Raw genomic sequence first — 12,180 nt, 5'->3', positions numbered from 1 at the left:
TGACCGAAAGGCAAGCTGCTTGAAAAGAGAAGAAAGAACTATTATCCGGTTTTGAGTGATTTCGAAAGGAATGACTTAAAAGAGAAGATCTGGTAGTGATAGCATGATGGACACACCTGTTCCCATACCGAACACAGAAGTTAAGCATCATCACGGCGACGATAGTGCTACGGTGCAACAATAGCGAACTGCCAGTTCTTTTTTTATTTATATATAGTTGATACTTGATACGTTCTAGTATCTTTTTTATTAGTCATAACTATTACAATTACTTTTAATTTGATATAAATTATAGTAGAAAAGACATCAAAATAATTGATGTCTTTTTTTAATGATCTTGAAAAATCTAAATTGATTAAAGTTTAAAGTATTATTAATAATAAGAACAATTTTTTTAAAAATAAAAAGCAGGAATGCATCCTGCTTCTTTAATATTACATTTTAACTGTAGATTTAACTAATTCTACAACTTCATCCATTGTACAGCAATCTAATGCTTTATTAGCTAAGTCTTCCATTTCTTTTTTATCAATACTATTGATTAATTTTCTTTGTGCAAGAATTGATGTTGCTGACATTGAGAATTCATCTAATCCTAATCCAATTAAGATAGGAGCAGCGATAGCTTCACCAGCCATTTCTCCACACATACCAGCCCATTTACCTTCTTTATGTGCAGAATCAATAACATGTTTTAATAAACGTAAAATTGATGGATTAAATGGTTGATATAAATAACTTACACCTGAAGACATTCTATCAGCAGCAAATGTATATTGAACTAGGTCATTTGTACCTACTGAGAAGAAATCGACTTCTTTAGCAAATTTATCAGCTAAAACAGCTGCTGCAGGAATTTCAATCATGATACCAACTTGTAATGTATCACTAACTTGAACGCCTTCTTTAACTAATTTTTCTTTTTCTTCTAATAAGATTCCTTTAGCTTTACGGAATTCTTGTAATGTAGCAATCATTGGGAACATAATTCTTAAATCACCATGAACTGATGCTCTAAGTAATGCTCTTAATTGAGTTCTAAAGATATCTTCTCTTTGGAAACATAAACGAATAGCACGAACACCTAAGAATGGATTCATTTCTTTTGGTAAATCGATTGCTTCGATTTCTTTATCTCCACCAATATCTAATGTTCTTACAACTACTGGGTTACCTTCCATACCTTCTAATACTTCTTTGTAAACTTCGTATTGTTGTTCTTCAGTTGGTAATTCAGCAGATTCCATATATAAGAATTCAGTTCTGAATAATCCAACACCTTCACCACCGTTTTCTTTAACACCTGCTAAATCTTTTGCAGATCCGATGTTAGCAACTAATTCTACATGATGTCCATCAGTAGTGACTGTTTTTTCATTAACTAATTTCTTTAATTCTTCTTTGTAAGCAATAAATTCAGCACGTTTAGTTTCATATTCTTTAACTGTTGCTTCATCTGGGTTAACCATAACTGTTCCTTCAATACCATCTAGAACAATCATGTCACCATCTTTTACTTCTTCAGTAATTGTTTTACAAGCTACAACAGCTGGAATTTCTAATGAACGAGCCATAATAGCTGAGTGAGATGTTCTACCACCAATATTAGTAGCAAAACCTCTTACTAAGTTTTTATTTAATTGAGCAGTATCAGATGGAGTTAAATCATCTGCGATAATAACAACTTCTTCATCAATTAATGCTGGATTTGGTAATGATTTACCAAGTAAGTTAGCTAATAAACGACGAGATACGTCTTTAATATCAGCTGCTCTTTCTCTAAAATAATCATCATCCATCATTTCAAACATTGCGATGAATTGTTGAGCTACTTCATCTAATGCAGCATCAGCATTAACTTTTTCATTTTTAATTTTATCTTCAACTTGAGTTTTTAACTCTGGATCTTGAAGTACTAATGCATGGGCATCAAATACTGCAGCTTCTTCAGCTGATAAATTTTTAGAAGCTGCTTCTTTGATGGCTTCTAATTCTTTTGCAGTTTGAGCCATACATTCGTCAAATTTTTTGATTTCAGCTTCAACGTCTTCAACTGTAGTTTTTGTTACAGTTAAATCTGGCATAACTAGTTTATATGCTTTAGCAATCGCAATTCCACTAGATGCTCCAATTCCTTTAATCATGTTAAAAAACACCTCCATATTTACATTCACATTCTACATTATTTCATCAAAAAAATAAAGCCTTTTCATTTCAACGTTAAAAATTATAAATGGAAATAATAAGTGTCCGCACATTGAATTACCTTATAAGTGCTATTTTATATTTCTGATAGTATCATATTTGAGCTTTTATACTCAAACATTGCTCTTGGATAATTATTTATCCAATCTTCAATTTCCTTTATGAATGCTGCTTTTATATTGGTTATATCTGTTCCTTTTGGTATCCACCTTCTTATTAATCTATTATTATTTTCATTTGTTCCTCTTTCACCTGAACAATATGGATGTGCATAATATATTTCTGTTCTTTTCTTTTTCCTTAAACATGATTTTTCTAATCCTTCATACCCCATGAATTCTACTCCATTATCAAATGTTATACTCTTGAACACTTTATAAAAATTCCCTCGATATCTTCTTTTAATTCTATCTATTGCTTTTGCCACTGTTTTTGTTTCTTTATTCGACAGTTTCATTATTATCTCCTGTCTCGTTTTTCTTTCAGTCAATGTAAATAATACAGCCTTAGTTCCTTGCTTACCTACAACTAAATCGCCTTCCCAATGTCCATATATTTCTCTTGTATTTGCTTCTTTTGGTCTATGTTCAATACTTTTTTCAGCTGGTATCAGCTTAGATACTCTCTTTTCTTTGTTTTTATTATTATACTCTTTCTTATATATTATTTTCCCATCTTTAACTTTATCAAAAATCATTCCACTTTTTATTGCATTCCTTATTGTCTTTCCACTTATTTCTATATCAAATCCGTTGTCCTTCAACTGCACCGCTACCACTTCAGGAGATTTTTTATTACATATTATTTCTTTTTCAATATGCTCCACCAATTTAATATCTTGATCCAGCTTCAATGCTGGTCCTTTACTCGTCATTCCATATTCATATTTATCTTGGGCTACTCTTGCACTATATTCTTTTCCTTCAGTCCAGTCATAGTTTCTTATTGTTATTAATCTGCGATTAATTTCTCTTCTTATTGTTCTTTCGCTTTTATGTATTAATTCAGCTATTTCCTTTTTGCTCTTTTTATCTAAATTATACCACGTCTCTATCATAGTCCTTTCTGAATACGTTATATGTTTATATTTTTTGCTTTTTTTGTTATAATCTAAAAGACACATAGTTTATACCTCCAATGTTTTGTTCGCACTTACATTGTATCATAGGTAATTCTATGTGTCTTTTTTGTGTCCTAATCGGACACTTAATTTTTCTATTTATATTCAACGTTAAAAATATTATTTTAGGTTGCATTGTTTGTCTAGACATGCTATGATGATGTTGTACGGAGGATAGATAAAAATGAAAGTTATTGTAGCAGAAAATCGTGAAATCGCAAGCCAAGAAGGGGCTAAAATTATTATTGATCAAGTAAAAAATAATCCAGAAACAATATTAGGATTAGCAACAGGAACAACACCAATTGATTTATATAATAATATGGTTAAAGACCATAAAGAAAATGGTACTGATTATAGTAAAGTTAAATCATATAATTTAGATGAATATGTAGGATTAGATGGAACACATCCACAAAGTTATTATTATTTCATGTTTGAACATTTATTCAATCATATTAATATTAATCCTGAAAATGTTCATGTACCTGTCGGTAAAGGTGATTTACAAGCAGCTTGTAACGCTTATAATGATGCATTAAAACAAAATCAAGTAGATATTCAATTATTAGGAATTGGATCTAATGGACATATAGGATTTAATGAACCAGGTACACCAGCTGATTCAGTAACTCATGTTGTAGACTTAAAAGAAAGTACAATTAAAGATAATGCTCGTTTATTCTTTAATGGGGATGAAGATGCAGTACCTAAACAAGCAGTAAGTATGGGAATCGCTAATATTATGAATGCTAAAAAAGTATTATTACTTGCATTTGGTGAAGGGAAAGCAAAAGCAGTAAAAGGAATGTTAGAAGGAGAAGTAACTCCAGAATTACCAGCAAGTATTTTACAAAATCATCCAGATGTAACAGTTATTGTGGATAAAGCAGCAGCTTCTTTACTTGAAAAACAATATTAATATAAATGAAGTAGACACAAATACGTGTCTACTTTTTTTGTTTTTTATGATAATATTAAATAAGGTGATTTTATGACATTAGATTTATTAAAAGGAAAAATTCTTACAACACTCACTAAATTAACTATTCCTATTGTTTTAACTGCAATGATGCAAATGGCTTATAGTTTAGTTGATATGATTTGGATTGGCAAACTAGGAGCGAATAGTGTAGCTGCAGTTGGAGTTGCTGGTATGTTTACATGGCTATCTTCAGGACTTGTGATGATGCCTAGAGTTGGTGGTCAAGTTAAAGTTGGACATGCTCTTGGAAGGCATGATTTAAAACAAGCGCGAATCTATTGTTCCAGTGCTTTTCAAATGGCTATAGCATTTGCTGGAATATTTGGGATTGTTATGATAACGATGTCCTCTTTTTTTATTGGGTTATTTCATTTGAATAATGTAAGTACAGTTAAAGATGCTATTATTTATTTACAAGTGACATGTGGTTTAGTTATTTTTAGTTTTCTAAATCAAGTGATTACTGGTTTGCTTAATGCTTCTGGTGATAGCCATACACCTTTTGTAGCAAATAGTATCGGTTTAGTTTTGAACTTGGTTTTTGATCCTATTTTAATTTTTGGTGTTGGTATTTTTCCAAGACTCAATGTATTAGGTGCTGCCCTAGCAACTGTAGGAGCTCAGCTTTTTGTATTTTTATTATTTATTATTATGTTAAAAGGGAAAAAGGCATTATTTCAACATTTAACTTTATTACAAATACATGCTCGTAAAATATATATAGATATTTTAAAAATAGGTTTTCCTTTAGCTTTGCAAAGTATGTTATTTTCAATATGTTCTATGATTGTGGCTAGATTTGTTGCTGGCTATGGAGATGGGGCTGTAGCTGCTCAAAAAATAGGCAGTCAAGTTGAAGCAATTTCTTGGAATATGGCAGATGGTTTTGAAGCTTCTATTAATTCTTTCATAGCTCAAAATTACGGTGCAAAACAGTATCAGCGGGTTAATAAAGGATATCGGGTCATGATGACAATTGTTTTAATATGGGGACTTATTTGTACAGGACTTCTCATTATGATACCTGGTCCTATATTCAAAATATTCTTAGATGATCCTCAAGTGTTACCACTAGGAATAAGTTATTTAACTATTTTAGGTTATTCTCAATTATTTATGACAGCTGAAATTACAACATCCGGTGCTTTTAGTGGTTTAGGAAATTCTGTTGCACCATCATTCATTTCTATTGTTCTTACTACAGCAAGAATACCGATGATTTTAATATTGACTCAATATATTGGACTTAATGGTATTTGGTGGGCAATATCATTATCAAGTATATTTAAAGGAATCATTTCAGTATCATGGTTTACTTTATATAAAAGAAAAGCATTAGCGTAAAGTTAATGTTTTTCTTTATCTTTTTTATAAATCATTTATAATGTTGGGTGAGGTGAAAATATGCCAAAAGATAGTTTTAAAAGTGAAGCCATGAATGAAAATCATCCAGATTATCAAAAAGCTGTTTCAAGACAAGAACCTATTTATCAAAGAAAGAATGATATGCGTAGTGAATTTGGACGAGATTATACAAGAATTATCTTTTCACTAGGTTATCGACGCTTAAAACATAAAACTCAAGTTTTTTTTGCAGTTGAAGATGACCATGTTTGTACTAGAAGTGAACATGTGAGTTTAGTAGAATCAGTCAGTTACACATTATCTAATTATTTAGGACTTAATAATGAATTGACCAAAGCCATTGCAGTAGGACATGATATTGGACATGCTCCTTTTGGTCACGGAGGTGAACGCATTCTAAATGAGATTGCTCACCAAAATGGATTAGATTCATTTTGGCATGAACGTAATAGTCTACATTTTATTGATAATATTGAAACATTAGAGGATAATCAGCATATTCGACATAATCTAAATTTGACTTATGCCATTAGAGATGGCATTATTAGTCATTGTGGCGAAATGAATCAAAAATCAATTATCAAAAGAAAAGAGTATATTGATTTAAATGAATATACTCAACCTGGACAATATAACCCTTATACATGGGAAGGTTGTGTCGTTAAGATGGCTGATAAAATAGCATATTTAGCCAGAGATATTGAAGATGCATTGCGTTTACATATTTTAACAGAAGGACAACTTAATAAATTAAAAGAAGATATTAATCTGATTACAAAGCAACCATTTTCAGCTATTAACAATGGAACGGTTGTTAATTACTTTATTAGTGATGTTGCAATAAATTCATCTTTAGAAACAGGAATATGTTTATCAGATGAAGCTTATCAAGTAATGAAGATGATTATGAAATTTAATTATCAAAACATTTATCTTATTGATCGAGTAAAAATACATAGTAATTATGTTAAGTTGATATTAACTTCTATTTTTGATTTTCTAATGAAATATCATGAACAAGCAAAAAAACATCAAACTAATCCTTTATTAGAATTAGAAAAAGATCGTGCAACTTATCCACTTGTCATCCCTGGTTATATGCATTGGCTTGAAAAATACGGGATGATTGAAGGAGTCCATCGACCAATACTTTATCAAAATAAAATTATTTATCATTTTTCAACTGATGAAAAAGCAGTTGCAAGAAGTATTTTAGACTATTTATCAGGAATGTCAGATGCTTATATATTAAAAATATTTAATGAATTACTATCATTTTAAGGAGTGAAATTATGCCAATTAAAATACCTAACGACTTACCAGCAAGTCAAATATTAAAAAAAGAAAATATCTTTGTGATGGATGAAACAAGAGCAACTTCTCAAAGAATCAGACCATTAAAAATATGCATTGTTAATATTATGCCTACTAAAATTACAACAGAAACCCAATTATTAAGATTATTATCTAATACACCGTTACAAATTGAAGTGGATTGGGTATGTATGGAAAGTCATGTATCTAAAAATACACCACAAGAACATTTGCTTGCATTCTACAAAACATTTTCTGAAATAAAAGATAATCGTTATGATGGATTAATTGTTACAGGAGCACCAGTAGAAAAATTAAAATTTGAAGATGTTGATTATTGGCAAGAAATGGAAGCTATATTTGAATGGGCTAAAACGAATGTTTTTTCATCTTTCTTTATTTGTTGGGCTTCTCAAGCAGCTTTACATCACTATTATGGAATTGAAAAGCATGAACTCAAAGAAAAATTAACAGGTGTTTATTTCCATCATACTAATGTAGATAAAATGAAAAGAAAAATATTAAGAGGATTTGATTATCAGTTTTATGCACCTCATTCACGTTATACGACTGTCATTGCTGAAGATATTCGTACAGTTGATAGTTTGGATATTTTAGCAACAAGTGATGAAGCAGGAGTTTATTTAGTAGCTGAAAAAGATGGTTCACGTTTTTTTGTTACAGGACATCCTGAATACGATCCAGATACTTTAGATAAAGAATATCGTCGAGATTTAGCTAAGGGTGATGATTGTGTCATGCCTAAAAATTATTATCGTGGTGATGATATTCAAGGGGAAATTCAAGTAAAATGGCGTAGTCATGCATATTTGTTATTTTCTAACTGGCTCAATTATTATGTATATCAAGAAACACCATATGATTTAAATGAATTGGATCAAATTAAAAATAAATAATGAGGATACGTACCTCTTTTACATCTAGTAAAAGGGGTATTTTTATTTGTCATCTAAAATGAAATATGATAAAATAAATAAGCGATTTAATGCGGCCATGGTGAAATTGGTATACACGTAAGTTTGAGGGACTTATGGATGATTCCGTGCCGGTTCAAGTCCGGCTGGCCGCACCAATAAAAAAATAAATCACTCATTTTATAATGAGTGATTTTTAAATACAATAAATTATTTTAGTTAAAATTTTTATTCTTTAATTAAATCATAAATAGCGATAGCGAAGATTTCTGTTGCTTTAAGTAAAGAATCAATCTTAATATTTTCATTATTACCATGAATTTGATTATCTTCATCTTTAAATTCACAACCAAAAGCTACACAATTAGGCATTGATTTAGCATAAGTTCCACCACCGATAGCTTGTGGTTGACTTTGATCACCAGTTACATTTTGATATGCTGCATGTAGCTTACTTACAAGTTCACTTTGAGGATCAACATAAAGAGGATCAACAAGATGGCTTTGACATGATAATTGATATTGTTGACAAATTGTTTCAACTTGATGAGCCATTTCTTGTAGATTCATTTCATGAGGACAACGCATATCTAAATCAACTTCACATTGTTCTTTACGATAACGTAAAACACCAAGATTCATTGTAAGAGGACCCATTTGTCCATCATGATTAATTTTTAATCCTTGACCGTAGTAATCACATAAGTGATTGACAATAAAATGAATTAAACCATTATCAAGAACTGTATCTAAATATTGAGCCATTAAACAAACAGCGTTGATACCTTCTTCAGGTGTACTTGCATGAGCACTTTTTCCCTTTAAAACTAATTTAGTACAATTTCCTTCTTCTTCAATTGTTCCTGTTATATGATGAGTTTGTAAAAATTCATGATAAGAATTTTCATATTGTTTATAGTTACCTTCAATGATAGCTTCACAACTTTCAGGAACAATGTTAGCACGTGTTCCTGCACTCATAGCTACTAAACCATTTTTTTCAATATGTCCAGTAATATGAAAACTTCCCATTCCTTTTTCGCCATAAACAACAGGAAATTCTGCATCAGGGGTAAATCCCATTGATGGATATTCATGATTTTCAAAATAATGTCTTACACAAGAAGAACCACGTTCTTCATCGCATCCAAAAATAACACGAATTGTTTTTTTGACAGGTAAATTTAAATCATGAATTATTTTTGCTGCATAATATCCTGCAATGAGGGGACCTTTATCATCAGCAACACCACGTCCAAAAAGTTTACCATCCTTAATAACAACTTCAAAAGGATCACTATCCCATCCTACCTTATTAACAGGGACAACATCTAGATGTCCAAGAATACCAAAATATTCACTGTGATTTCCAATATCAATATGACCTGCATATCCTTGATCATCTAAAGTAACAAAACCATCACGTTTTCCAATTTCAAGCATTTTATCTAATGCTTGACGACAAGCTTTTCCATAAGGTTGATTTTCACCTACTGTTGTTTCATCATGAACAGATGGAATAGCACAAAGTGTTTTTATATCTTCAATCATTTGGTCTTTTCTTTTTAAGACTTCTTCTTTAAAATCAATCATTTTATCACCTCGAAAAATATTATACATTTTTCACAATATTTTTTAAACAAATTTAATAAATAATGGTATGATATACTGTATACAAAGGAGAATCATGATGGAAAAGATAAGATTTCATATTACAGTCAAAGGCATTGTTATTTACAACAAAAAAATATTACTAATGAAAAGAGTACGACCATCAAGTGATGGATTAGGTTATTGGGAATTACCAGGTGGTGGTTTAGAATATGGTGAGACACCGAATCAAGCGTTAATTCGTGAACTAAAAGAAGAAACGGGACTCACAATTGATATTGTAAAACCAGCTTATACTTTTACAAAGATACGTAGCGATTACCAAACTGTGGGAATTGGTTATTTATGTTTAGCAAATGATGACCATGTTATTTTATCTCATGAACATACTGATTATCGCTTTGTAAAATCAAGTGAATTAAAAGAGTATTTAAATGAAGAAATCTATCAGGATATCATTTATACAATTAGTGAATATTATCGTTAGGAGAAGTTATGAATCAAGATATTATTAAAACAATTGCAGAAGAATTAACTATCACAAATAAACAGGTAGAAGCAGTGTTATCTTTATTAGAACAAGGCAATACTGTTCCTTTTATTGCCCGTTATCGAAAAGAAAAAACAGGAGCTTTAGATGAAGACCAAATTAGAACAATTGATAAATATTATCAATATCAAGTTAATTTATTAAAAAGAAAAGAAGATGTTATTCGTTTAATAGATGAAAAAGGGATGCTTACAGCTTCTTTAAAAGAAAATATTTTAAAAGCAAAACAATTAAGTGATGTTGAAGATTTATATCGACCATATAAAGAAAAAAGAAAAACAAAAGCAACAGAAGCTAAAGCAAAAGGGCTAGAACCTTTAGCTCAATTTTTACTTTCTTTACCTCAAAATGACCCATTAAAAGAAGCAAATAAATATTTAAATGATCAAGTTTCAACAGTAGAAGAAGCCATGCAAGGAGCAAAAGATATTATTGCTGAAGCCGTAGCTGATGATATTAAATATCGTAAATTTGTTAAAGATATGATTTATAAAAGAGGAATACTGCAAACAACTGAAAAGAAAAAACATCAAGATGAACAAAAAGTATATGAGATGTATTACGATTACCATGAACGTGTCCAATCTATTGTATCTCATCGCATTTTAGCTATTAATCGTGCTGAAAAAGAAAAGGTTATACAAGTTAACATTGAAGTAGACCAAGATTATTTTATTCAGTATATTTATCGAGGAGTAACTCATCAGCGTCAAAGCAAGGCGAATGACTATTTATTAGAAGCAGTTACTGACAGTTTTCGTCGCTTACTTTTTCCTTCAATTGAAAGAGAAGTACGCAAGGAATTGACACAAAAAGCAGATGAGCAAGCATTAAAAGTATTCTCCGTCAACTTAGAAAATCTATTAATGCAAGCACCTTTAAAAAATAAAATCGTTTTAGGAGTTGATCCAGCTTATCGTACAGGATGTAAACTCGCAGTAGTAGATACAACAGGGAAAGTATTACATATTGATAAAGTATTTATTACTATCCCTAAAAATAACTATGATAAAGAAAAACAATTACTTTTAAAATTAATTCAACAGTATCATGTTGAAATTATCGCTATAGGAAATGGGACAGCATCAAGAGAAACAGAAGCATTTATCGCTAAATTGATTCAAGAAAATCATTTAGATGTAGATTTTGCGATTGTCAGTGAAGCTGGTGCTTCAGTTTATTCTGCAAGTAAACTTGCTAAAGAAGAATTTCCTGATCTTCATGTAGAAGAAAGATCAGCAGTATCTATTGCCAGAAGATTACAAGATCCTTTAGCTGAATTAGTAAAAATTGAACCTAAAGCTATTTCAGTAGGACAATATCAACATGATATTCCGCAAAAGGAATTAGAAGAGCAGTTAGACTTCGTCGTAGAAAAAACAGTGAATAATGTAGGTGTTGATATCAATACTGCTTCACAATCGCTATTACAATATGTAGCAGGTTTAAACGCTTCAGTAGCAAGTAATATTGTTGCTTATCGTAATGAATATGGTAAATTTACAGATCGTCAGCAAATAAAAAATGTAAAAAAATTAGGAGCAAAAACATACGAACAGGCAATTGGTTTTTTACGTGTTCCTGATGCCAATAATCCTTTAGATAACACAGCTATTCATCCTGAAAACTATGAACAAACACAAGCGTTATTAAAAGAAATAGGATTATCTTTAGATGATTTAGGTACACCAGAAATCAAAGAAGCCTTAGATCATATTTTAAAAGAAGATGTTATAAAACATCTTGAAATTGACCAATATACATTAGAGGATATCATTGATAGTTTAATAAAACCTAATCGTTCACCTCGTGATGAATACGCTACACCACAATTAAAGAAAGATATTCTTCATATTGAAGATTTAAAAGTAGGTATGACATTAGAAGGAACGGTCAGAAATGTAGTTGATTTTGGTGCCTTTATTGATATTGGGTTAAAAAATGACGGATTAGTGCATATTTCTAAAATATCGCATGAAAGAATTAAACATCCACTAGATAAATTAAGCATTGGTGATATCGTTGAAGTATCAGTTATAGATGTAGATTTAAAAAAACAACGTGTTGCACTCAGCATGCTTAAAGACTAGGTGAA

At 30.6% G+C, this 12,180-nt stretch carries 9 protein-coding genes, 1 tRNA gene and 1 rRNA gene; 8 read left to right on the top strand and 3 right to left on the bottom strand.

The genetic code is table 11. The features are described from left to right. Window positions 1–88 precede the first annotated feature (88 nt). Window positions 89–197: ribosomal RNA gene (gene rrf / locus DWZ53_RS03910) — 5S ribosomal RNA — on the top strand. 237 nt (window positions 198–434) lie between these two features. Here the strand turns inward: rrf and ptsP are convergent. Beyond that, window positions 435–2,144 carry a phosphoenolpyruvate--protein phosphotransferase gene (gene ptsP, locus DWZ53_RS03905; protein ID WP_118432193.1) on the bottom strand — a complete coding sequence of 570 codons (1,710 nt, stop codon included), beginning with the start codon at window positions 2,142–2,144 and terminating at the stop codon, window positions 435–437. A gap of 137 nt (window positions 2,145–2,281) precedes the next feature. Next, window positions 2,282–3,328, bottom strand: a complete 1,047-nt coding sequence (locus DWZ53_RS03900; protein WP_118432191.1) for an IS30 family transposase — start codon at window positions 3,326–3,328, stop codon at window positions 2,282–2,284. A gap of 181 nt (window positions 3,329–3,509) precedes the next feature. On the opposite strand from DWZ53_RS03900, the gene nagB reads away from it, so the two are divergent. The 5 genes from nagB (at window position 3,510) to DWZ53_RS03875 (ending at window position 8,082) form a co-directional block, all read left to right on the top strand. Beyond that, window positions 3,510–4,247, top strand: coding sequence for a glucosamine-6-phosphate deaminase (gene nagB / locus DWZ53_RS03895; RefSeq protein ID WP_118432189.1), 738 nt, complete (start codon window positions 3,510–3,512; stop codon window positions 4,245–4,247). A gap of 72 nt (window positions 4,248–4,319) precedes the next feature. Beyond that, window positions 4,320–5,654: an MATE family efflux transporter gene (locus DWZ53_RS03890; protein WP_118432187.1), complete on the top strand. Its 1,335-nt coding sequence runs from the start codon at window positions 4,320–4,322 to the stop codon at window positions 5,652–5,654. A 60-nt stretch (window positions 5,655–5,714) separates the two neighbouring features. Next, complete coding sequence (locus tag DWZ53_RS03885; RefSeq protein WP_118432186.1) at window positions 5,715–6,956, top strand: deoxyguanosinetriphosphate triphosphohydrolase family protein; 1,242 nt, start codon at window positions 5,715–5,717, stop codon at window positions 6,954–6,956. Window positions 6,957–6,967: 11 nt separating this feature from the next. Continuing rightward, window positions 6,968–7,906 carry a homoserine O-succinyltransferase gene (gene metA / locus DWZ53_RS03880; protein ID WP_118432184.1) on the top strand — a complete coding sequence of 313 codons (939 nt, stop codon included), beginning with the start codon at window positions 6,968–6,970 and terminating at the stop codon, window positions 7,904–7,906. Window positions 7,907–7,997: 91 nt separating this feature from the next. Beyond that, window positions 7,998–8,082 (top strand) — tRNA-Leu (locus tag DWZ53_RS03875). Between the two features lie 70 nt (window positions 8,083–8,152). On the opposite strand, the gene pepV is transcribed toward DWZ53_RS03875, so the two are convergent. Continuing rightward, on the bottom strand, window positions 8,153–9,517 hold the full coding sequence (gene pepV, locus DWZ53_RS03870; RefSeq protein ID WP_118432182.1) for a dipeptidase PepV: 1,365 nt from the start codon (window positions 9,515–9,517) through the stop codon (window positions 8,153–8,155). A gap of 97 nt (window positions 9,518–9,614) precedes the next feature. Here pepV and DWZ53_RS03865 point away from each other — a divergent pair, with 97 nt between their 5' ends. After that, window positions 9,615–10,022, top strand: coding sequence for an NUDIX domain-containing protein (locus tag DWZ53_RS03865; RefSeq protein ID WP_118432180.1), 408 nt, complete (start codon window positions 9,615–9,617; stop codon window positions 10,020–10,022). A gap of 8 nt (window positions 10,023–10,030) precedes the next feature. Beyond that, entirely contained in the window at window positions 10,031–12,175 is a 2,145-nt protein-coding gene (locus tag DWZ53_RS03860) for a Tex family protein (protein ID WP_118432179.1), read from the top strand. The last annotated feature ends 5 nt before the right edge of the window (window positions 12,176–12,180 follow it).

Source organism: Coprobacillus sp. AF33-1AC (assembly GCF_003475785.1).
Lineage (GTDB): Bacteria > Bacillota_I > Bacilli_A > Erysipelotrichales > Coprobacillaceae > Faecalibacillus.
The sequence above is the reverse complement of the archived record's forward strand: the minus strand, read 5'-3'. Positions and strand labels throughout refer to the sequence as shown.